Consider the following 22,287-nt stretch of genomic DNA (forward strand, 5'->3'; position numbering starts at 1 on the left):
AAAGGAGGTATGGCTGTGCTTTCAGAATACTTTTCAGCAATAACCAAAGTGTTGAATCTTATTGAAAAACAGGAACGACGGAACATAGATCAAGCTGCTAACGTCCTAACTGACGTTGTGGAATCTGGTAATATCATTCATGTTTTTGGTTGTGGTCATTCACACATGATGGCAGAAGAGATGTTTTATCGCGCTGGGGGAATTGCGGCAGTTCGTCCTATATTTGTTGAAGAATTAATGCTACATCAAGGTGGCAGCAAAGCATCAGAGTATGAACGGATGAACGGGTATGCGGCGACCTTCATGGATCAACACGATATCAGGAGTGGAGACGTCGTGATCGTCGTATCTAACTCAGGACGCAACCCAGTCCCAGTCGATGTGGCGCTTATAAGTGCGCAACAAGGCGCATTTGTCATTGCGATGACTTCATTGGCAGCGAGCGAACAGGAGCCATCGCGCCATAACGAGGGACTGTATTTAAAAGACGTTGCAGACCTTGTACTTGATAATCATATTGAGCCTGGAGATTCTGCATTTTCTATAGAAAATAGCTTTTCATATGGCCCTCTTTCTTCTGTAGTTGGAATGGCGCTACTAGATGGGATCGTTACCAAAGTGATTGATCAGCTGATCCGTCGAGGCGTGGAACCACCTGTGTTTCAGAGCGGAAATATCGACGGAACCGACTTACACAATAAGAAATTGATCGATATCTATAAACAAAGGATACCAATGCTATAATGATAGTGATCCTTTAAGGAAGTGGAGGAGAGTTTTTTGTATCTCTCAGTAAAAGAAACAGCGGAATATTTATCGTTACCTGAAGAGTACATCGAAACGCTGATCCGAGAAAAACGTATTCGAGTCCTTCATGATGGAGAACAATATTTGATTTATAAAGAACAGTTCAATACGCACTTAGAACAACTAGAGAAATATAAACAGAGAATGGAAGAAGAGATGAACGAACCACTTCCAGAAGATCCAGATGTTAAGGATGAGGATTGATCGATTGGTTTATGATTGCTGAATTCGGGAATAGCACTCTTACAAAGGGAGGCATTCGTTATGAAGAAGTTAATCAAACGAGCGATTAAATACGGCCCGATCATCTATCCGATCGTAAGAAAGATGAGAAATAAAAGTAAAGCAAAGCGTATGTAAAAAACCCCGGTAAACCCGGGGTTTTTTGTGTATTAGTACGTCGTAACCTGGAACAGCTTTTGAAGAATATACATGATGTATTTAAATGCTGACAATGTATTTTGATACTTAGAATAATCTACTGTATAGACACCGTCCTCATTATCCCACATTCGCTCAAAGTACCGATCGACTTCCTTTACTAGCTCAGAATCATTTGGGGCACTAAAGTGAATGTTTGTCTCCATATTGTAGTCGTCTAGATTTCTCGAAGTATAATTACTTGATCCTCCAATGATCGTACTTTCTTCTTGCCCTTTTACATACAGCATCTTAGTGTGAAACTGTTCTTTATTTGTGTCATACCATCGAATCGTTAAATAGTCGTCTCCTTGTTTATGAAGCTCACCGGTAATAGGGAGGTTAGGCAAGCCCATCTTTTGGTGTCCGAATGCATTTTGGTTAGGGTCTAGGATCATACGGACGTTTACTTTCCGCTCAGTTGCGTCAACGATCGCATCGATGATGTCACGATCGGCGAGATAAAACATGCCGATGTTAATTTCATCGCCTTCCTGTGCGTTGTCGATCGCAGTTACTACGCTATCTTGAATTTTACTTTCTGTGACGATCCTACCTTTGATGTCTGTGTCGCTTTCCTTATCTGATGACTTCACTGCAGGAAGTTTAGGAAACTCTGATAAATCTCCCCCGGAAAAAGCAGCTACCGCTTTTTCTGAACGAATCAAATCATTCAGTATGGGCCCTTTTACGCGAAAAGCGATATTTGAATGAAATCCGCTCGCATCATGAGGGTTAGCTGACATGATGATACCCTCATCTTCAGTCATGACTGTTTTTCGATGGTTTGCCTTAATGTTGAATAAATCTAAATAGGAACGCATCGTTACTTTTGGTGCTGTAGGTGCTAGAGGGTTAGGAATCCAGCCTGTTCCACTTTGACCAAACCATGATAACGTTATGCGCCATAATCCCGAATAAAACAAGTTAGGGTCACGTAGACGATTCAGATCCGTATAAACCACTTCAGCCCCCATCTCTCTAATTTTATCGATTTGAGGAGCTTCGTGAGAATTGTACGTCGTATTAATTTCATCGCTGATTAAAACGACTTTTAATGAAGGGTTTTCTTCCATTACTTCAATAACCGAATTCGATAGGTTCTCGCTGATCGTAGGATAATCTCTTTTCTCATTCGTGAATCCATTGAAAAGGAAAAGGTCTAATACGAGAAACTCGTCAGCTTCTCTAATCGTTTTATTCACTTCATCGAAGATAGAGTGGTCATAAACTTCTTTTCCGTCTTTGTCGTACGTTAAGTCGTATAGAAATTCAACGTCATCACTTTGTAAAGAGTAAACGTCTCCGGCGTATGAAATGCCTTCAGGAAGAGGTTTGAAACGGTGATAGACTAGCACACCACTATAAATAAGTAGAAAGATACTTAATGCGACCCAACGTTTTTTCTTGTACCATGACTTCATTTCGTCGATCTCCTCAAAATTATTTACTTTCATATACCCTTATAGACCAAGGCTATAATCCTCTTTAAAGAGGAAACACCTGAAACTTTTTATGGAAAATTACGTAGAACATCGTAACAGGTAAATGAAACGGGGGATATGCTATGGATAAAAGACCAGATAGAGTTCTTTCTTTAAAAGGGTTAACAAAAAGGTACGGTGACAAACTTGTTTTAGATGACATCGACCTCGATGTATACGAGGGACAGATTATTGGTTACATAGGACCAAACGGTGCGGGGAAAAGCACCACAGTAAAGATCATGCTTGGACTTGAAGCAACATATGCAGGTGAGGTAGAGATATTCGGTGAGAATATAAAGCAGAATAACGTGGAGTACAAGTATAGGATTGGCTATGTACCGGAAATGGCTGATCTTTATGATAATTTATCTGCTCGAGAATACCTCTCGTTTACAGGAGAATTGTACGGAATGGACGCTGAACAGGCAGAGACAAAAGCGAGAGAGTTAATGGGCATATTTGATCTCGAAGAAGTCTTTGATTCTCGTATCTCATCCTATTCAAAGGGTATGAAACAAAAAGTGCTGCTTATTTCGAGTCTGTTGCATGATCCTGACCTCTTGTTTCTGGACGAGCCGATCAATGGTCTCGATGCAAATAGTGTGATGATCTTCAAAGAAATTCTCGCAAAACTAGCTGAACAGGGTAAAACAATCTTCTATTCTTCACATATTATGGAGGTCGTTGAGAAGATTAGTAGCCGAATCTTGCTTCTTAACGAGGGAAAGATCGTTGCGGATGGAAGCTTCGAGGAACTTAGACAACAGAATAAGGAAGGCTCATTAGAAGAAATTTTTAACCAGCTGACTGGGTTTAAGGAATATAAGGATTTGTCTGAGGAGTTTGTACAAATCGTACAGCGTGATAAGAGATGAAAAACTTTAATTCGTTGAAGCTGTTAGATATGTTCAAAGGACTCTTTGAGAAAGCTGGCATCGACTACAGTACGATGCGGCGTATTCTGCAAGTTAAACTTACGATGGATGGCAGACGAACGTCGACCGTGATGAGTCAGAACATGGGGAAAAGCAAAAGTGACAGTAATCAGTTCCTAAAATCACTCTGGTTTTATGCGTTTATTGGTTTGACGCTTGTTCCGATCTTGTTTATTGGTGAAAACTACATGTTTCAAGTGAGTTTGATCCTCGGGGTGTTCATGTTTTTAATCATGACAACGATGATCTCTGATTTTTCTTCTGTCCTTCTCGATGTGAGAGATCAAACGATTCTTGGAACAAGACCAATTACAAGTAAAACGATCAGTGCTTCAAAAGCAGTTCACGTTACGATTTATTTATTCTTCGTAACCGTTTCGATCATAAGCATTCCTCTCATTATCGGTACGATTCGACATGGTGTATTATTTGGCTTGTTACTAGTATTCACAATCTTGCTTAGTAATCTGTTTATCGTAGCGATAACAGCTATGCTCTATTACCTTATTTTAAAGTTCTTTGGAGGAGAGCGGCTGAGAGATATGATCAACTATGTACAGATCGGCTTGTCGATTACGATCGTACTTGGTTATCAAGTTGTTGCACGTGCGTTTGAGTTCGTAGATTTAGAGGCAACCTTCACACCTGAATGGTGGACAGTATTTCTGCCTCCGGTATGGTTCAGTGCTCCGTTCGCCATCGTACTGAACGGTGAAACAGGAATTTATTATTATGTACTGACAGCACTTGCTCTTCTAGTTCCGATCCTTTCGTTTGTTGCTTATACGAAGATTCTTCCTGCATATGAAGAAAATCTTGTGAAACTAATGGATGAAACGACCAAGGTTTCGAAGCGAGGGCGATTTGATCTCTTTAAACGAATCGCTTCTTTTGTTACTCGAAGCAAGGAAGAGCATGCTTTTTATCATTTCGCTGAAAAAATGCTTAAGAACGAACGAGAGTTAAAATTGAAGATCTATCCATCGCTTGGCTTTGCGATGATCTTTCCGTTTGTTTTTCTTTACAATAATTATACAGCCGCAGGTTCATTCGAGGCGTTAGGAAGCGGTAGATCGTATTTATCGATTTATGCCGCATTGATGATGATTCCGGGTGTTGTCATTATGCTTCAGTATTCTAGTAAAAGTAAAGGAGCATGGATTTATCACGTTTCGCCAGTGACTGATTTAACAAACAGTATAAAAGGTACGCTAAAAGCACTCATTGTTCGTTTGTTTCTACCTGTGTACATCGCGGTAAGTGTGATTTATTTGGTAATATTCGGTGTTCGTATTCTCCCTGACCTTCTTATCGTTCTGCTCGTGACGCTCACCTACAGTGCTATTTGCTTTAAGATCATCAAAGGGACGCTCCCTTTCTCTGAGCCTTTTGAGAGCTGGAGTCAAAGCGATGGATGGAAGACGTTGCCCTTTACGCTATTGATACCTGTATTCGGATTGATTCACTTTGGTGCAACATTAATCCCGTTCGGGGTTTGGATTTATCTAGCAGTTACGCTAGTCGTTACACCGCTTATTTGGAAATATGGATTGAAGAGAAGCCCCTCTAGTTGAACTGTAACCCGAATAATGGACACTTATAAAAAAGTGCCCCCATTATTCGGGTTTTTCTACTGTACCAATCCTATTTGAGCAGAGTATCTAGTTTGGACGATAAATTTGAAGTGATGTCCGGATTTGTGCCGTAAAAGAATATGTGTGGATCTTCGGTGATGTGAATGTCAACAAGCCCGGCTGCTCGTAAGATCGAGAGATGATGATGGATGTTCCCCTTTGCCATCCCGATCTCCGAGACAATATTCGTGAACGTGTAGATTCCAGTGGAAAGAAAACGAAGGATCGCAATCCTTCTTTCATCACTCAACGCTTTAGTGACCCTTAGAAGTTCTGCTTGATCACTTTCCTTTGTTCCTACTGGATAGGTGATAAATACTGTCTCTTGAAACTGATCGATGAGAGACATCGGATAAAAGTGTGAACCTGGAATTAAATAAACGGAAAGAACGTGTTCATTCGAGATTATGAATCGGCTTGTTTTTTGTACCATCCTAGCTGGTGTCGACGTTTCGAGCAGATGACTTTTCTGTAATGCATCGTTTCGTAAATCTTCCAGAATGGTCTGATCGATTTTATCAAAATACTGAATTTTCCACTCCTTTAGTAGTGAGATGAATTCATCTCTTTGTATCTCGAGATTTGATGGTAGTGAGCTCCTAACATAAGGTGAAAGAAGCTCATACATGTCTCCAGCTGTCCTCGACTGCAACCATTCGAAGAACCCTTCAATGGTCTCGTTAGTGCACTCTTTAATAAATAGAACTGACAAATCTTCGAAGTAGAGATCTTTTTTTGAAGCGATGCGTTCTTTTAAAGATGAAGTAATAACGTTATCTACTTCTTGAGGCCATGTAGCACCTAGCGCCAAGTATTTCATTTGTGTTTGCCTTTTATATAGCGAGAAACTTAATAGTAATTCATGTGCAGGGGAATAGAGCATCTTTACATCGAAGGCCATTAAAACTCCTCCTGTTTTCTTATTATTCTACCATTGTAATAACCATTAAGATATAAAGTTACAAATATATTGACCGATTTAACTTGTTCAATTAGTATTGAACTAACTGATGGGGGAGGGGTTTTATGCAAACTTTTGTAGAATGTCAAAAGAAAGTCATCGATCTCGTTCAAAACAAACGTTATGATCAGTCACTAGAGGTTATGGAGGAGGCCAAAACACAGTTTTCTGAAAAACGTGACCGCTTAGGACATTGGAAAGCCAACGTCTATTGTCTACAAGGAAAAACCAAAGAAGCGATCGGCGAATTACAGAGTGCCATCGATAATGGTTTTTGGTGGAATCCAGAAATTTTAAAGACTGACCCTGAACTGGACTTATTAAAAGAAACAGAAGGATTTAAGAGCATTATCGATCAATGTGAAATACTTTTCCGTGAAAATCTTAAAGATGCTGAGTCATTTTTACATGTTGAAGGTAATCCAAATGCCGAAGTTTCAGTGATGTCTCTGCATTGGAAAGGATCTAACGTAAAGGACTTCTCGCTAGAATGGAGAGATGATCGAATACTTAACAAGTATCATATTGCGTTTCCTCAGTCTTCTCAGCTGTTTAGCTATGGCTGTTTCTCGTGGGATGATCCTAAGCAAACACAGAGAGATATAGAAGAAATGACTTCTCAGTTTTTAAATCAACACGTAAGGGGTCAAAAGCCAGTTATTCTTTCTGGTGCATCACAAGGGGGCGGTCGAGCAGTAGAGTTAGCTCTTGAAAAAGGAGAATTCGAGTATTTCATCGCTGTGGTGCCAGCGTTTGAAGACTTAGCTAAATTAGAGAAACTAGCAATCGATCATAAACGTAATGTGCGAGGCTGCGTGATCACTGGGGATCAAGATCCTTTCTATGAAACAGCTTTGAAAGCGGTTTCTTTGCTTCGAGAGCACGATGTTCCATGCAAGTTAATCGTAAAGGAAGGAATGGGTCATACGTTCCCTCAGGACTTCCCAAAAGTGTTTGAAGAAGCTGTTCGATTTGTTCTAGAATAAATCGAATACGAGGCCTTTCAATTGTTGAAAGGCCTCGTTACTGATTTAAACATGTTTCTTAGCATAGAGAAACGCCATGCCTAAGGATAGGACCATAATGATGAGAAGAAAAAGGTACGTTAGCTGAAATGAGCTCGCGCTGTAAGTTAATCCGTTTAGTTCAAGGAGGATACCTCCAAGAACTGCTCCTGAGGCACTACCAACAAATTGTACGAGTTGTTTCATCCCAATGCCTGTAGCGGTTTGGGACGAAGGCAGGATGCGTGAGACTTCGTTCGTTGTGCTGGACGATAAGCTTGAGAATCCAAAGCTTGTAAACATATAGCCAAACATCGTCATGTATGGATTGATCGGTGATAAGAAATAAAAGATGACTGTTGAGATTAAGAGTAGAAGGTGTGCGAGATAAATCACCTTCATGTTGCCGTAACGATCGAGCATCTTTCCAACATAAACGGCTGCCACAGCTGATAACATAGCACCTGGAAAAATAATATAACCTATGATCGAAGGCCCTTTTCCAAACACGTTCTGTAACATGAGGGGCATAAGGAGTAAGATTGCAAAGTGTGTCGTGAAACCCAAATAGCTCATATAAAGAAGAAGACGATACCCCTGCTTTTTAAATAGATCAGGCTGAATAAAAGGAACGGTTGTTTTCGTTATCCGAAGTGCAAGTAACACGATTGCAGCGAATCCAGCTACTAAATAGAGTAGGTTAAACGTTGATATAAACAACAAAAAGCTAGTAACGGACAACCCTGTTAGCACTGCACCAATAAAATCAAACGATCCTTTGCTAACTCCTTCTTCAGGAAGACGTTTAAACAAAACAGGGATCAGCACAAGTACGAATAACGTAACAACAAATAAATAGTTCCAATCCAGGTATTCCGTAATAATACCACCGATCACAGGCCCTAGACCGAACCCGAGGGAAGATGCCGATGCGATGAATGCCATTGCTCGTCCTCTTTTTTTCAGTGGAATAAACCTGCCTGCAAATACCATCGAGAGTCCAGGAATTGCTGAAGCGCCAGTGGCCTGTAACAATCTTGATGTAAGTAATAGCGCAAAACTTTCCGCGAAAAAACCAAGTAATGATCCGATACCAAAAATAACGATACCTGTTATGAGGAGTCGCCGTATCGGGAGGTAATCTGAAAGCCTCGTATACGTGATCGTAGAGACAGCCAGGATAATGGAATAACCAGAAACGATCCAGGCTCCGTCAGCCGGGCTCAGTTGAAATTCATTCAAGATGTTTGGAAGCGCAACGTTGAACATTGTTGTATTCATTACAACGAGCCATACAGCTGCGCTTAGTATGATGATCGTACGAAAATAGCCATTTTCATGATTCGTCATGCTGTAAACCTCCTGGTGCTGCTTTAATGAAACAACACCAGCTTATTGTAAACCATTCTCTATACCAGAGTCCCATTTGCCGGGTTGTCATCCTTCTTTTTTGCCCCTAATCGTTTTGCGAGTTCTGCCTGATTATACGTTAGGCCAGAGTTTGCATTCAGCTTCTTTACTTCTTCGATATCCGTTCCAGATTTCGTTTTCATCGTATCCACCACCTTTTCTTTAGTTTTTGAACGTTCATAAGGATTTATGTGGTGACATCTCAACATGTTATAATGCAGTCAGAATGAAAAACTAGAATAGATAGGATGACAAGATGAGAAACGAAGAGCGCGTGCAGGTTCAGCCGAAGCACAGAAAAAAGTTTCTAAACGGATACCCATTAATTTTTAAAGAAGCATTGGTAAACCCGGAGAAGTTAAAAACGGAAGGCACGATAATACAACTAGTAGATACCGATGGAACGTTTATTGGAAAAGGCTACTATGGAAGGCAGAACAAGGGTTTCGGATGGGTCTTAACCCAGGATGCGAACGAGTCCATTGATGAAGGATTTTTTGTCAACAAACTACAGCGAGCACTTCAATACAGAAAGCCGTTCTTCGAAGACCCAAATACGACTGCTTTTCGTATTGTGAATGGAGAAGGAGATGGACTCGGAGGTATTACGATCGATCGTTTTAACGATTATTACCTGATCAATTGGTATAGTGAAGGTGCTTACTCGTTTAAAAATGATGTTGTGAATGCGTTAAAGAAACTCGTAGATTTCAAAGGCATCTATGAGAAAAAACGATTTGATTCAAAAGGGCAATATGTTGAAGACGATGATTTCGTTGCGGGTGAACGCGGTGAATTCCCACTTGTCGTAAAAGAAAATGGTGTGGATTTTGCCGTATACCTAAATGAAGGTGCAATGGTCGGTGTGTTCTTAGATCAGCGGCCTGTCAGGAAAGTCATTCGAGATAAATATGCTGAAGGAAAACGGGTTTTAAACACGTTCTCTTACACTGGAGCATTTTCAGTCTTCGCTTCGTTAGGTGGAGCGACACATACGACGAGTGTTGATCTTGCGAATCGAAGCTTAAATAAAACGATCGAGCAGTTTAGTTTGAATGGCATCGATTATGAATCAGAAAATATTTTAGTGATGGATGTATTTAAGTACTTTAAGTACGCTGTGAAGAAAAATCTTAAGTTTGATATGGTCATTCTCGATCCACCCAGCTTTGCTCGTTCAAAGAAACATACGTTCAGTGCAGCTAAGGATTACAAGAACCTTTTGAAAGAGACGATCGCCATAACAGAAGATAAGGGGATTATCGTCGCTTCAACCAATTATAGTGGTTATGATATGAGGAAGTTTAAGACGTTTATTGATCAGGCGTTTAAAGAAACCGGTGGAAAATATCGGCTGCTTGAGGAATATTCTCTTCCTGAAGATTTTCGTACAACGAAAGAATTTCGAGAAGGAGATTATTTAAAAGTCGTCTTTATCGAGAAAATTAAAGGCTGAAGATGACAAGAAACCCCGCTTCTATGCGGGGTAATTTTTTTGACATAATAAGTGGGATTTCCGCTCCAGGATGCTCGCTTTCCGCGGGGCGGGCGGTGTGCCTCCTCGGCGCTCTTAACGCGCGCCTGTGGGGTCACACCTGTCCCGCTTAAGCCCGCAGGAGTCGAGCATCCTTCCGCTCCAATCATCGATATTACAAGGTTAAGATGAACGAAAGCAAATTAATGCAGCTAAACAAATAACATAGTGACATTAAATTTGAAGATTAATCATAGGCAATCGTTTTCTTGCTATTAAACCTCTCATTACCCCGCAATCATGCGGGGTTTTTTTTATAGCCTTTTCGTAGAAATTGCTTCTCTCATGCGCTGGAGAGAGTCTTTCGCTTTCTCTTTTCTCGCGATCATGACATTTACGTAGAGAGCGTCTACGAGACTTAGTTGAGCAATTCTTGATGCGAATGCTTCAGAGCGAAATTCTGTTTCTTGTGAAACAGTGTATAGTGAAATATCCGCTTTTTTACTTAGTGGGGAGGTGGCAAGGTTTGTTATCGCAATGGTGGTAGCACCACTTTCATTTGCAATATCGGCTACTCGAATCATGTCTTTGTTCGTGCCAGAGTGAGAAATGAGAATCGCAAGATCACTTTCCGTGAGTTGAGAAGCACTCATGATCTGCAAGTGCGCGTCACTGTACGCAGCTGTTCTTAAGCCTGTCCGGATGAATTTATGCTGAGCATCCATAGCGATAATTCCTGAACCGCCGTTTCCATAAAACTCGATCCGATCAGCTTTAAGAAGGGCTTCTACAGCATTGTCTATAGTACTGTTCTCAAGAATATGCAGCGTATCTTCGAGCGTTCTAATATTTGAACGAAGAACTTTCTCTGCTATATCTTTTCTTGAATCGGTTTCTGAGATCGTTTCGTGAATATCTTGAATCGGGTTGACGATTTCCGCTGCAAGCGCGATTTTCATCGCTTGAAACCCTTTGAAGCCTATCCGTTTGCAAAACCGAAAAACCGTTGCATCAGCTACTCCTAAGTCCTCTGCAACTTGATTAATCGTGTTATGTATGATCTTGCTTGAGTGATTTAAGATGTAATCCGCTACTTGCCGCTCCTTTTCACTAAACTGAGAGTAGGATGAGCGAATTCTAGGAAGACAGTGACGGGTTTCAGTGCTAGACATTAACATTCTCCTCTCACGATACCTTATCTCCTTATTGTAACCGATTACATAATTAATGAAAATAGATTTCTTGGAAGCGGTTGCAATAAAAAATATTTATTGTATAATTCGTTTGTAGGAAATATTTTTTCTTTCCATATTGTACATAACTTTCCAATTTTGACACTTTACTCATTTATGTAAGCGATTCCTTGTTGACGTCGCTATTATTGACGAAGCGATCGAAGAGGTTAGTACACAGGAAAATAAAGGAGGATAAAATCATGTCGGGTAATATGCTGATTCTGTTAGCCGTTCTTGCTATCTTTGTACTTTTATTTCTAGTTATCAGAACAAAATTACACGCGTTCGTTTCATTATTACTAGTAAGTTTATTAGTAGGGATTGCGGCAGGTATGCCATTAGATGGTGTGATCGAGTCGGTTAAGAACGGTATGGGTGGAACCCTTGGGTTCGTAGCTGTGGTCGTTGGTTTAGGTGCCATGTTCGGACAGATGCTAGAAGTTTCTGGTGGTGCTGAACGCCTTGCACAAACGCTTATCAAAAAGTTCGGAGAAGGAAGAGCTCAGTGGGCACTTGGTTTAACGGGCTTTATTGTAGCGATTCCGGTCTTTTTTGATGTTGGTTTTATCATCCTTGTTCCACTTGTCTATAGTCTTGCAAAAAAAACAGGGAAGTCGCTGCTCCATTATGCGATCCCGCTATTAGCAGGACTTGCGGTCACGCATAGCTTTATTCCGCCAACTCCAGGACCCATCGCAGTTGCGGATTTAATTGGTGCTGATCTTGGCTGGGTAATTCTCTTTGGTGTATTAGCGGGTATCCCTTCTATGATCATTGCAGGTCCTTTATTTGGACGTTATATCGGTAAGAAAATTCATGCGACAGTACCAGATTACATGGAAATTGAAGAAAAAGAATATGATAAAGAGCTCCCTAGCTTTTGGCTCGTTACGAGCTTGATTTCGATCCCGCTCGTATTGATTTTAGCGAACACGCTATCTGATCTTCTAATTGAAGATGGAAGCTCACTCGTTCCATTACGCTCTTTCTTAACATTTATGGGACATCCTTTCGTGGCATTGACAATCGCGACAATCCTTGCATTCATTCTACTTGGAACATTACGTGGGTATACGAAGGAAGATGTGCAGGGTATAGCGAATAAAGCACTTGAGCCTGCGGGGATCATCATTCTTGTAACAGGTGCCGGTGGTGTTTTCAAACAAGTGTTGATCGATTCGGGTGTTGGACAGGTTTTAGGCGAAAAGATGGCTTCTTCACCATTACCTCCAATTCTATTGGCTTTCTTAATCGCTGCTGCTGTACGTGTCGCTCAAGGTTCTGCCACCGTTTCGATGGTAACCGCTGCGGGTCTTATGTCACCACTCATCACAAGTATGGATATGCAAGGACCAGTATTAGGTATGATGGTGATTGCTATTGCAGCTGGTGCAACGGTTTTATCTCACGTGAACGATTCTGGTTTCTGGCTAGTGAACAGATTCTTAGGATTAAATGAAAAAGACACATTAAAATCGTGGACCGTTATGGAAACGTTAATTGGTCTAGTCGGATTCGCCGTTGTGTTTGTTTGTAGTTTCTTTATTGGATAATCGAAGTCGAATGCGAGCGTTACGCTCGCATTTTGTTATTACACCTAACTAGAGGAGGAGATTCCTTTGAAAAATAAATATATGATCGGCGTTGATATTGGGACGACGAGTACCAAAGCTGTTTTATTTGATGAAAGTGGTCATCCAGTTACAAAGCATAGCGTTGAATATCCACTTTTAACCCCTAAACCAGGTATTGCTGAACAAAACCCCGAAGAGATCTTGCTTGCGGTTGTAAAGTCGATTCGAGAAGTACTGACTGAGGAGAGTCTTTCTGCAGAGAGCATTTCATTCGTGTCTTTCAGTTCTGCCATGCATAGCCTGATAGCTGTCGATTCTGAAGGGAAGCCGATGACAAACTGCATCACATGGGCGGATAACAGAAGTGCGAAGTGGGCTGAAAAAATCAAGACAGAGATGAATGGGCATGACATTTATTTGCGAACAGGTACTCCAATCCATCCGATGTCTCCTTTATCAAAGTTAGTATGGCTAAAAAACGAGAAAGAGGAGTTATTTACATCAGCTTCCAAGTTTATTTCGATTAAAGAATATGTGTTCTACCGCTTTTTCCATACGTACGTAGTCGATTATTCGATTGCATCTGCAACGGGACTATTCAATCTTGAACAACTTGATTGGGATGAAGAGGCTCTATCTGTGGCAGGTATTACTGAAGAGAAACTATCTCTACCAGTCTCCACAACTAGGGTCATAGAGGGATTGAAAGAACCATACATCGAAGAAACAAGATTAAGTGCTTCGACTAAATTTATCGTTGGAGCAAGTGATGGGGTTTTATCAAACCTAGGTGTTGATGCAATCGAGCCAGGCGTTGTCGCGGTAACGATCGGAACGAGTGGAGCTATTCGTGCTGTCACTGATCGACCTGTCACAGATCCACGTGGACGAATCTTTTGTTACGCGCTCACTGAAAACAAGTGGGTAATCGGAGGACCTGTCAACAACGGGGGAATAACCTTCCGCTGGGTCAGAGATCAATTCGCAGCTTCTGAAATGGAAACGGCGAAGCGTCTTGGTATCGACACGTACGAAATCTTAACTAGAATCGCTGAGCAAGTGAGGCCAGGGTCAGATGGGTTAATTTTTCACCCATACCTTGCGGGAGAACGTGCTCCACTGTGGAACTCAGATGCAAGAGGCAGCTTCTTCGGTCTTGCGATGCACCATAAGAAAGAGCACATGATTCGAGCGGTTTTAGAAGGCGTCATCTTCAATCTATATAGTGTCCTAGAAGCCCTAAAGGAACTAATTGGTGAACCAAAGCAAATTAAAGCGACTGGCGGTTTCTCAAGATCAGCACTGTGGCGTCAAATGATGGCGGATATTTTTAATGAAGAAGTCATCGTTCCTGAAAGTTATGAAAGCTCTTGCCTTGGTGCGATCGTCCTTGGAATGGAGGCATTAGGAGAAATCGATTCTTACAAAATCGTATCAGACCTCGTTGGTAGTACGTATGCGCACCAGCCTGAAGAAGAAAGCGTGAAGTTATATGCTGAACTATTACCGATTTACACGAGTATTTCGAACAAGCTAGCTGAAGAATATAAAGCTATTTCAGCATTTCAAACGAACGTATTAGGAAAATGAAAAAGGACAGCACCGAAGTGGTGCTGTCCTTTTATTTACTGGTAAATCGCTTCGTGTAACATCGACGTAGCCTGATCGAGCTTAACATCTTTCGTTAGTACGATTTCACTTATGAGAAACTGCTGAGCGTTTTCAAGCAGCTTTTTATCGTCTGTTCCTAGTGGTCTTTTCTTGTTGAGGGTAACCAGTTCGCGAATCACTTCTACGTGGTTACGAATATCCCCGGTTTTAAGCTTATTCATATTATCGCGGTATCGCTGGTTTCGATTTGCATTGGGTTCAGCATCAAGTTCAGCATCAGCATGGAATGTTGTTAGAATATCGTCCATTTTATTCGAATCCAATACTTCACGAATATTCAAATTCTCCATTTTATCCTTTGGAATCATCACCTGGATATCGCGAAATGAAATATTAAGAATATAATAGAGCTGTGTTTCGCCCAGAATCTCTTTTTCTTCAATAGCTTCAATTACACCTGCACCGTACATGGGATAAAAAACTTTGTCGCCTACCTCAAACAAGCGCCCACCTCCAAAATATTTAATTATAGCACAACTACTATTATATCATAAATAGAAAATGCACACTAATTTTAATTTATTTCAATTTCTTTACCTCTTTAATTGATGGATTGCAATCAACTCCTATACAATGAGTAAAGCGTTATCATTTTGTATTTATAGGAGGCTTCCGTTATGAATCTCGCAATGTTAAGTTTTTGGCACGTTCATGCAAAGGATTATGCGAAAGAAGCACTCGATCATCCTGAAACGCACATTACAGCGGTTTGGGATGAATATGAGGAGCGAGGAAGAAGTGAAGCACAAAAGTTGGGAGCAGAGTACATAGACAGTATCGATGATCTTCTAAGGCGCGATACGATCGATGGAGTGGTCGTTACATCTCCAACGAACATGCACAAAGATCTTATGATAAAAGCAGCCAAAGCGGGGAAACACATTTTTACAGAAAAGGTTCTGGCGGCAACAGAAGAGGAAGCACTAGAAATAATCGAAACGGTAAAGCAAGAGGATGTGAAGCTGTTCGTTTCAATGCCTAGGGTGTATGACGGCTATACGAAAGCAATACAAGATATCATCGCCTCAGGTGAAATCGGTGACATCACGCAATCTAGAGTGCGTCTTGCTCACGATGGGGCGATAGCAGATTGGTTACCGAATCATTTCTATGACGAAGAAACGTGCCAGGGTGGAGCGCTCATCGACTTAGGGTGTCACCCAGTTTACTTAACGAGGCTATTTCAAGGAATGCCTCAGCGGATCTCTGCGCAATTTGGGTATATGACTGGAAAGGAAGTTGAAGACCAGGCTGTCGTAACCTTTCAATATGGATCAGGTTCATATGGCATTATAGAAACAGGATTCGTTAACCCTCATTCTCCTTTTACAATTGAACTGCATGGAACGAAAGGGTCCGTTTTATACGGAACAGATGAAGGTCATGTGTTACTAAACACTGGAAAAGGATTCGAGAAAGTTTCAATTCCTGCTGATCAACCTTCTCCTTTCAATCAATGGATCGACCATGTAAAACATAATAAACGAACGGATGAAAACATTGCACTAGCACTCGATCTAACGGTGTTGATGGAAGCATCTTATCGTTCTGTTCAGCAAGAGTCTGAAGTTGCGATCATTTCATAGAATAACCCGCCTGGCATCATGCCAGGCGGGTTTCGTTATTCGTCAATCGAAATATGTTTGAATGCTGTTACATCGAAAAGACCTTTGTCAGTGAGCTTTAGTTCCGGAATGACTGGAAGGCTTAGAAAAGAGAGGGTTAGAAAGGGATTGAAATGTTCGGGAGCGCCTATTTCTTTCAGAGCGATGTCTAGCTCGAGCAATCCTTTGTTAACGGCTTGGTACCCTTTGTCTGAAAGGAGACCTGCAATCGGTAACGGCAATTGACCGATTACTTCCTCATTCCTTACAACGACCAATCCTCCACCTATTTGTTTAAGAGCATCGATTGCTGATAAGATGTCCTCGTCGTTTGTGCCCGCAACGATTACATTATGAGAGTCATGACCAACTGTGGTAGCGATCGCACCCTTCTCAAAACCGAGACCTTTCACTATTCCAAGGCCGATGTTTCCTGTATGATGATGCCTTTCGATAACGGCTAACTTCATAAGGTCAGCTTTTTTGGAAGGTACAAATGTGTTCTCCGTTGTCTCTACGTCAACTGTGAGGTGCTTCGTCACAATCTGGTTAGGGACAATCTCAATAACGTTCGCACGTTTACCTTCAATTGTAATACGTAAGCTTTCTTGCGTAATAGTCTGTATGTTTACGGTGTTAATAATCTCTTCAGAGGGGAGAGGTTTAGGTTTAAATGAAGTCGTACCGTCTTGGGCGACAAGTTTCCCTTCTCGAAAGACTTGGTAAATATCAAACGTTTCTAGATCGTTCATCACTAGAAAATCTGCATCTAGACCAGGGGCGATGGCTCCTTTATTAAGTCCATAACATTCAGCTACATTGAGTGAAGCCATCTGAATGGCAAGGTAGGGATCAATCCCATGTTTGATCGCTAGACGTATATTATGATCGACACTTCCTTCTGAAATAAGGTCGTCCATATGTTTATCATCCGTACAAAACAGAAAGCGCCTTGCATTCTGAGGAGTGACCGCTGGTAGGATCTGCTTCGTGTTTTTTGCCACTGAGCCCTCACGTATCAAAACATACATGCCTCTTTGTATGCGTTCTAAAGCCTCTTCAGCTGACACACATTCATGATCGGTATTGATGCCTGCAGATTTATAGACGTTAAGTGCATGGCTAGGAAGACCAGCTGCATGTCCATCGATTTTCTTATCGTATCGGTGGGCATCAAGAAGCTTATCCATCATCGATTGGTCTGTATGTTTGACGGAAGGGTAGTCCATAACCTCAGCGAGACCTAGAACACGAGGATGATTGTAAAAAGGTTTCAAGTCATTGGCGGTTAGGATGGCTCCTGCGTTTTCATAAGGCGTGGATGGAACACAAGAAGGAAGCATGAAGAAAACATCCATCGGTATGTTCTCTGAGTCATCGATCATATACGAAATCCCCTCCGCTCCAAGCACATTACCGATTTCATGGGGGTCTGTAATAACAGTTGTGACACCGTGTGGGAGAACGGCTTTTGAGAATTCTGAAGGGGAAACCATGGCAGATTCAATATGAACGTGTGCATCGATTAGAGCTGGGACGAGGATTTTTTGTTTGGCATCGATTGTTTCTTTTCCTTCAAAATCTCCTATCCCAACAAACTTTCCGTCTGTAATCGCAACATCGCCAGCAATGAGACGTAGATTATAGATATCTAATATCCTTGCGTTTCTAATAACGGTATCTGCAGCACGGTCACCTGATGCGGTTTGAATTCTTCTAATAAATTGTTCCATTCTTGTAATCTCCTCTCGTTCTGGAATTCTCCAGCCTGACAGGGGATGATACGTAAGTGATCATCGTAGTCAAACCATTTCCGGTAGTTTGGTAGAAACTTTTGGACCTTATCTCCAAAATTATACGAAGCGTTCTGATAGCGATTAATAAGGTATTCTATACATTCTCCATCGCAACGTCAATTCATGCTTCTAAAATTACTTTTACAAGTATATTGATAATTATGTGGATAGGGAGTAGAATTAAGTAAGCGATATCATTGGAAGGCTTTTTTTATTGCAAAATTGAGCAAACGTTTGCACTTACAGATAACTCTTTTTTATAAATTAATGGGGGTGTAGGAGAATGAATAGAGTTTGGTGGAAAGAAGCAGTCGGTTATCAAATATATCCCCGCAGCTTTCAGGACTCCAACGGTGATGGAATCGGTGATTTGCAAGGGATTATAGAACGACTTGATTATATTAAAGATTTAGGGATCGACGTCATTTGGATTTGTCCGATGTATAAGTCTCCAAACGACGACAATGGGTATGACATTTCGGATTATCAAGATATTATGGACGACTTCGGAACAATGGAGGACTTTGATCTTCTACTTCGCGAAGTGCACAAGCGTGGAATGAAGTTGATCATCGACCTTGTACTGAACCATACGAGTGACGAGCACAGATGGTTTATTGAATCTCAATCTTCAAAGGAAAATCCAAAACGTGATTGGTACATTTGGCGAGATGGTAAAGAAGGACATGAACCAAACAACTGGGAGAGTATCTTTGGAGGTTCTGCGTGGGAGTACGATGAGACGACTGATCAGTATTACCTGCATGTTTTTTCAACGAAACAGCCTGACCTAAACTGGGAGAACTCAGATGTCCGTGATGCCTTATATGAAACCGTAAACTGGTGGCTCGATAAAGGGATCGATGGCTTCCGGATCGATGCGATTAGTCATATTAAAAAGCGCCCAGGTCTACCGGATATGCCTAACCCTAAAGATGAAAAGTATGTTTCGTCTTTCGATATGCATATGAATCAGGAAGGCATTCAACCTTTCCTTGAAGAATTTAAGAATAAGACGTACGCAAACTACGATGTTATGACAGTCGGTGAAGCAAACGGTGTTTCGATCGATCAAGCAGATCAATGGGTCGGTAAAGAACAAGGTAAGATGGACATGATATTCCAGTTTGAGCACCTTGGATTATGGGATGCTGAAGAAAACAGTGAATTAGATATCGTTGAATTGAAGAAAGTGTTGACCCGTTGGCAGAAAGGCCTCGAGAATGATGGCTGGAATGCTCTTTTCGTAGAGAATCATGATAAACCGCGTGTCGTTTCTACATGGGGAAATGACGAAGAATTCTGGAAGGAAAGCGCGACTTCAATGGGTGCGATGTATTTCCTCATGCAAGGAACGCCTTTTATCTACCAGGGACAAGAAATTGGAATGACGAACGTTCAATTCCCATCGATCGATGATTATGACGATGTAGCTGATAAAAATCGCTATCGTATTCAGCGAGAAAAAGGCGTATCTCATGAAGAAATCATGAAAGTGATCTGGGCATCATCACGAGATAATAGTCGAACACCTATGCAGTGGAACACGGATTCGAACGCTGGATTTACGACGGGGACTCCTTGGATGAAAGTGAATCCTAACTACAAGGAAATCAACGTTGCAAAACAAGAACAAGAAAAAGGATCCGTTCTTTCATTCTATAAAGAAATGATTTCTCTTAAAAAAGACAATCCTGTTTTCACGTATGGCGCTTATGATCTAATCCTTGAAGATCATAAACAAATTTACGCTTATACCCGTACGACAAGTAACGATCGTGTCGTTGTAATCACGAACCTTTCAACTGAAACAGCAGAGTTTACGGCTGACTTTGATTTGAAACATCAAAACTTGTTGCTTCATAATTACGAAATCGAAAAAAGTGAGAGCACAGCTTTGGTTCTAAAACCATATGAAGCAAGAGTGTATAGAATTTAATCGAGGAATAAGCTGTTTCGGACCTGTGTCTGAAGCAGCTTTCTTTTATATTTTAGCTAGTAAAAGAAATGCTTCTTTATACTAGAATGTTTCACGTGCAACAATGTAGCTGGTATGATGATAGAAAAGTATAGGTGTTTTTGAGGAGATTGGTATAGTGAGTAAAAAATTAATTCTTGCTGAGAAACCTTCAGTTGGACGAGATATTGCTAGAGTACTGAATTGTTCTAAGAAAGGTAACGGTTATTTAGAAGGAGATGGCTACATCGTCACATGGGCATTAGGACACCTGGTGACCTTGGCAGATCCAGAAGTGTATGATGAGAAATACAAAACGTGGAACTTAGATGACTTACCGATGCTACCTTCCCCGTTAAAGCTTGTCGTTATCAAACGAAGTGGAAAGCAGTTCAGCGCTGTTAAAACGCAAATGAACCGTAAAGATGTAAGTGAGATTATTATTGCGACTGACGCAGGACGTGAAGGCGAGCTTGTAGCAAGATGGATCATCGAAAAGGCACGAGTGAATAAACCGATGAAACGCCTTTGGATATCGTCTGTTACAGATAAGGCGATTCGAGAAGGGTTTAAAAACTTAAAGGACGCAAAGAACTATGAAGCATTATATCAATCGGCAGTCGCAAGATCTGAAGCAGACTGGTACGTTGGCTTAAATGCTTCAAGAGCGTTAACAACGAAATTCAATGCTCAGCTTTCGAGCGGAAGAGTTCAAACACCAACGCTTGCGATGATCGCTCATAGAGAAGCAGAAATTAAATCGTTTGAACCAGAACGGTACTATGGACTCGTAGCTGTGGTAGACGGATTCTCACTCAAATGGCGCGGTAAGAACAACGAAAATAGCTTATTTGATCGAAGCAAAATGGATGATATCAAGAATAAAACTACTGGGGAAGATGCGGCTGTTCAAGCGATCGATAAGGCGAAGAAAAAGAACTATTCACCAGGGCTCTATGATCTTACTGAACTTCAAAGAGAAGCACACAAAAGGTTTGGATTCTCAGCAAAAGAAACCCTGTCAGCTACGCAAAGGTTATATGAGCAGCATAAGCTTGTCACGTATCCGAGAACGGATTCGCGCTTCTTATCTTCTGATATGAAAGAAACGCTTAAAGAACGCCTTCAAGCGGTTTCCTCCTATGAAAAAACTGCTAGGAAAATAGCATCGCAACCACTTAAAGCGAATCACATCATCGATGATCGGAAAGTATCTGACCATCATGCGATCATCCCAACAGAGCAACACCCTGTCATTAGAGAGTTGAGTGATAAAGATCGTAAGGTGTATGATTTAATCGTTAAGCGTTTTGTAGCTGCTTTGTACCCGCCTTATGAATACGAGCAGGTGACGGTGCATGCGAAAATCAACGGTGAATCGTTTGAAGCAAAAGGGAAGAAAGTGATCTCCAAAGGTTGGAAGGAAGTGTATGGTAACGAAGAAGCAGACGAACTGTTACCTGAGCTTCAAGAAGGCCAGAAGCTCAAGGTTCTTTCCCTCACAAGAACAGAAGGCACGACGAATCCGCCGGCACGTTTCAATGAAGGGTCATTATTAACTGCTATGGAAAAACCAGCGCAGTTCTTAGAGAAGCAAGAAAAGCGCTTTGCCAAAACGCTTGGTCAAACGGGTGGTCTTGGTACGGTTGCAACGAGAGCTGACATCATTGAAAAACTCTTCAATAGTTTTCTTATCGAGAAGAAGGGTAAAGATATCACGTTAACTGCGAAAGGAAAACAGCTCCTTGAACTCGTCCCAGATGAGCTGCAATCTCCCGCACTAACCGCTGAATGGGAACAAAAACTTGAAGCGATTGCACAAGGCAAATTAACGAAACAGGCTTTTATTAAAGAAATGAAGGCTTATGCAGAAGAAACGGTGCAGAATATAAAAGATAGCAAGAAGAAATTTAAACACGATAACCTTACGGGTACAAAGTGCCCTGATTGCGGTAATCTAATGTTAGAGGTGACGAATAAGAAAGGTAAGATGCTTGTTTGTCAGGACAGAGAGTGTGGTTACCGTAAAGGAAAGAGTAGAGCGACGAATGCACGCTGTCCAAAGTGTAAGAAAAAACTAGAACTTCATGGACAGGGTGAAGCTCAAACCTTTATTTGTAAATGTGGTCACAGAGAAAAGCTCTCGTCCTTCAATAAACGGAAGAGCAAAGAAAAGAATCATAAAGCATCTAAGCGTGATGTTTCAAAGTACATGAAGAATCAGCAAAAAGAAGAACCGGTCAATACGGCTCTAGCTGATGCACTTTCGAAGTTGAAGCTTGATCAAGATAAGTAAGAAGCAGGTACGCCTGCTTCTT

Annotated in this window: 18 protein-coding genes and 1 riboswitch; of the genes, 11 read left to right on the top strand and 7 right to left on the bottom strand. The window is 41.3% G+C overall.

Features of this window, described 5'->3' with window-relative positions; genetic code table 11:
• Positions 1-9: 9 nt before the first annotated feature.
• Together ACXAHI_RS19020 and ACXAHI_RS19025 are read left to right on the top strand one after the other, a co-directional pair.
• Complete coding sequence (locus ACXAHI_RS19020) at positions 10-744, top strand: SIS domain-containing protein (RefSeq protein WP_474850524.1); 735 nt, start codon at positions 10-12, stop codon at positions 742-744.
• A 36-nt stretch (positions 745-780) separates the two neighbouring features.
• The gene (locus tag ACXAHI_RS19025) at positions 781-1,011 is read left to right on the top strand and encodes an excisionase family DNA-binding protein (RefSeq protein WP_474850526.1); all 231 of its coding nucleotides are present in this window, start codon (positions 781-783) and stop codon (positions 1,009-1,011) included.
• 188 nt (positions 1,012-1,199) lie between these two features.
• On the opposite strand, the gene ACXAHI_RS19030 is transcribed toward ACXAHI_RS19025, so the two are convergent.
• Positions 1,200-2,651 (bottom strand): phospholipase D family protein, encoded by a 1,452-nt coding sequence (locus tag ACXAHI_RS19030; RefSeq protein WP_474850528.1) that lies wholly within the window; start codon positions 2,649-2,651, stop codon positions 1,200-1,202.
• 143 nt (positions 2,652-2,794) lie between these two features.
• Between ACXAHI_RS19030 and ACXAHI_RS19035 the strand changes: the two genes are divergently transcribed.
• Both ACXAHI_RS19035 and ACXAHI_RS19040 read left to right on the top strand, forming a co-directional pair.
• The gene (locus ACXAHI_RS19035) at positions 2,795-3,589 is read left to right on the top strand and encodes an ABC transporter ATP-binding protein (protein WP_474850530.1); all 795 of its coding nucleotides are present in this window, start codon (positions 2,795-2,797) and stop codon (positions 3,587-3,589) included.
• A complete protein-coding gene (locus ACXAHI_RS19040; RefSeq protein WP_474850532.1) occupies positions 3,586-5,223 on the top strand; it encodes a hypothetical protein in 1,638 nt (545 codons plus the stop codon). The genes ACXAHI_RS19035 and ACXAHI_RS19040 overlap by 4 nt, the downstream gene beginning before the upstream one ends.
• Positions 5,224-5,293: 70 nt before the next feature.
• On the opposite strand, the gene ACXAHI_RS19045 is transcribed toward ACXAHI_RS19040, so the two are convergent.
• The gene (locus ACXAHI_RS19045) at positions 5,294-6,184 is read right to left on the bottom strand and encodes an ArsR/SmtB family transcription factor (protein WP_474850534.1); all 891 of its coding nucleotides are present in this window, start codon (positions 6,182-6,184) and stop codon (positions 5,294-5,296) included.
• A 125-nt stretch (positions 6,185-6,309) separates the two neighbouring features.
• Here ACXAHI_RS19045 and ACXAHI_RS19050 point away from each other — a divergent pair, with 125 nt between their 5' ends.
• Positions 6,310-7,230: an alpha/beta hydrolase gene (locus tag ACXAHI_RS19050; RefSeq protein WP_474850536.1), complete on the top strand. Its 921-nt coding sequence runs from the start codon at positions 6,310-6,312 to the stop codon at positions 7,228-7,230.
• A gap of 45 nt (positions 7,231-7,275) precedes the next feature.
• Here the strand turns inward: ACXAHI_RS19050 and ACXAHI_RS19055 are convergent, their stop codons facing one another.
• Together ACXAHI_RS19055 and ACXAHI_RS19060 are read right to left on the bottom strand one after the other, a co-directional pair.
• Positions 7,276-8,598, bottom strand: a complete 1,323-nt coding sequence (locus ACXAHI_RS19055) for an MFS transporter (protein WP_474850538.1) — start codon at positions 8,596-8,598, stop codon at positions 7,276-7,278.
• Positions 8,599-8,657: 59 nt separating this feature from the next.
• Positions 8,658-8,801: a hypothetical protein gene (locus tag ACXAHI_RS19060; protein ID WP_474850540.1), complete on the bottom strand. Its 144-nt coding sequence runs from the start codon at positions 8,799-8,801 to the stop codon at positions 8,658-8,660.
• A 113-nt stretch (positions 8,802-8,914) separates the two neighbouring features.
• On the opposite strand from ACXAHI_RS19060, the gene ACXAHI_RS19065 reads away from it, so the two are divergent.
• On the top strand, positions 8,915-10,114 hold the full coding sequence (locus ACXAHI_RS19065) for a class I SAM-dependent rRNA methyltransferase (RefSeq protein WP_474850542.1): 1,200 nt from the start codon (positions 8,915-8,917) through the stop codon (positions 10,112-10,114).
• 332 nt (positions 10,115-10,446) lie between these two features.
• Here the strand turns inward: ACXAHI_RS19065 and ACXAHI_RS19070 are convergent, their stop codons facing one another.
• Complete coding sequence (locus tag ACXAHI_RS19070) at positions 10,447-11,304, bottom strand: MurR/RpiR family transcriptional regulator (RefSeq protein WP_474850544.1); 858 nt, start codon at positions 11,302-11,304, stop codon at positions 10,447-10,449.
• 263 nt (positions 11,305-11,567) lie between these two features.
• On the opposite strand from ACXAHI_RS19070, the gene ACXAHI_RS19075 reads away from it, so the two are divergent.
• Both ACXAHI_RS19075 and gntK read left to right on the top strand, forming a co-directional pair.
• Positions 11,568-12,920 carry a GntP family permease gene (locus tag ACXAHI_RS19075; protein WP_270180546.1) on the top strand — a complete coding sequence of 451 codons (1,353 nt, stop codon included), beginning with the start codon at positions 11,568-11,570 and terminating at the stop codon, positions 12,918-12,920.
• Between the two features lie 81 nt (positions 12,921-13,001).
• Positions 13,002-14,531 carry a gluconokinase gene (gene gntK, locus ACXAHI_RS19080; protein WP_474850600.1) on the top strand — a complete coding sequence of 510 codons (1,530 nt, stop codon included), beginning with the start codon at positions 13,002-13,004 and terminating at the stop codon, positions 14,529-14,531.
• 35 nt (positions 14,532-14,566) lie between these two features.
• Here gntK and ACXAHI_RS19085 read toward each other — a convergent pair whose 3' ends face one another.
• On the bottom strand, positions 14,567-15,055 hold the full coding sequence (locus ACXAHI_RS19085; protein WP_474850546.1) for a CarD family transcriptional regulator: 489 nt from the start codon (positions 15,053-15,055) through the stop codon (positions 14,567-14,569).
• A gap of 174 nt (positions 15,056-15,229) precedes the next feature.
• Here ACXAHI_RS19085 and ACXAHI_RS19090 point away from each other — a divergent pair, with 174 nt between their 5' ends.
• Positions 15,230-16,198, top strand: coding sequence for a Gfo/Idh/MocA family protein (locus ACXAHI_RS19090; RefSeq protein ID WP_474850548.1), 969 nt, complete (start codon positions 15,230-15,232; stop codon positions 16,196-16,198).
• A gap of 35 nt (positions 16,199-16,233) precedes the next feature.
• Here the strand turns inward: ACXAHI_RS19090 and ade are convergent, their stop codons facing one another.
• The gene (gene ade, locus ACXAHI_RS19095) at positions 16,234-17,949 is read right to left on the bottom strand and encodes an adenine deaminase (RefSeq protein ID WP_474850550.1); all 1,716 of its coding nucleotides are present in this window, start codon (positions 17,947-17,949) and stop codon (positions 16,234-16,236) included.
• Between the two features lie 46 nt (positions 17,950-17,995).
• A riboswitch (purine riboswitch) is annotated at positions 17,996-18,097 on the bottom strand.
• 198 nt (positions 18,098-18,295) lie between these two features.
• On the opposite strand from ade, the gene ACXAHI_RS19100 reads away from it, so the two are divergent.
• Together ACXAHI_RS19100 and ACXAHI_RS19105 are read left to right on the top strand one after the other, a co-directional pair.
• On the top strand, positions 18,296-19,951 hold the full coding sequence (locus ACXAHI_RS19100) for a glycoside hydrolase family 13 protein (RefSeq protein WP_474850552.1): 1,656 nt from the start codon (positions 18,296-18,298) through the stop codon (positions 19,949-19,951).
• 157 nt (positions 19,952-20,108) lie between these two features.
• A complete protein-coding gene (locus ACXAHI_RS19105) occupies positions 20,109-22,265 on the top strand; it encodes a DNA topoisomerase III (protein WP_474850554.1) in 2,157 nt (718 codons plus the stop codon).
• The last annotated feature ends 22 nt before the right edge of the window (positions 22,266-22,287 follow it).

It is taken from the genome of Anaerobacillus sp. ABD4_527 (assembly GCF_056160805.1).

Bases quoted from the DNA above. Each gene is read 5' to 3' on its own strand.
- ACXAHI_RS19060 (WP_474850540.1), bottom strand. From the start codon at position 8,801: ATGAAAACGAAATCTGGAACGGATATCGAAGAAGTAAAGAAGCTGAAT.
- ACXAHI_RS19055 (WP_474850538.1), bottom strand. From the start codon at position 8,598: ATGACGAATCATGAAAATGGCTATTTTCGTACGATCATCATACTAAGC.
- ACXAHI_RS19020 (WP_474850524.1), top strand. From the start codon at position 10: ATGGCTGTGCTTTCAGAATACTTTTCAGCAATAACCAAAGTGTTGAAT.
- ACXAHI_RS19090 (WP_474850548.1), top strand. From the start codon at position 15,230: ATGAATCTCGCAATGTTAAGTTTTTGGCACGTTCATGCAAAGGATTAT.
- ACXAHI_RS19050 (WP_474850536.1), top strand. From the start codon at position 6,310: ATGCAAACTTTTGTAGAATGTCAAAAGAAAGTCATCGATCTCGTTCAA.
- gntK (WP_474850600.1), top strand. From the start codon at position 13,002: ATGATCGGCGTTGATATTGGGACGACGAGTACCAAAGCTGTTTTATTT.
- ACXAHI_RS19040 (WP_474850532.1), top strand. From the start codon at position 3,586: ATGAAAAACTTTAATTCGTTGAAGCTGTTAGATATGTTCAAAGGACTC.
- ACXAHI_RS19035 (WP_474850530.1), top strand. From the start codon at position 2,795: ATGGATAAAAGACCAGATAGAGTTCTTTCTTTAAAAGGGTTAACAAAA.
- ACXAHI_RS19065 (WP_474850542.1), top strand. From the start codon at position 8,915: ATGAGAAACGAAGAGCGCGTGCAGGTTCAGCCGAAGCACAGAAAAAAG.
- ade (WP_474850550.1), bottom strand. From the start codon at position 17,949: ATGGAACAATTTATTAGAAGAATTCAAACCGCATCAGGTGACCGTGCT.
- ACXAHI_RS19100 (WP_474850552.1), top strand. From the start codon at position 18,296: ATGAATAGAGTTTGGTGGAAAGAAGCAGTCGGTTATCAAATATATCCC.
- ACXAHI_RS19075 (WP_270180546.1), top strand. From the start codon at position 11,568: ATGTCGGGTAATATGCTGATTCTGTTAGCCGTTCTTGCTATCTTTGTA.
- ACXAHI_RS19070 (WP_474850544.1), bottom strand. From the start codon at position 11,304: ATGTCTAGCACTGAAACCCGTCACTGTCTTCCTAGAATTCGCTCATCC.
- ACXAHI_RS19045 (WP_474850534.1), bottom strand. From the start codon at position 6,184: ATGGCCTTCGATGTAAAGATGCTCTATTCCCCTGCACATGAATTACTA.
- ACXAHI_RS19030 (WP_474850528.1), bottom strand. From the start codon at position 2,651: ATGAAGTCATGGTACAAGAAAAAACGTTGGGTCGCATTAAGTATCTTT.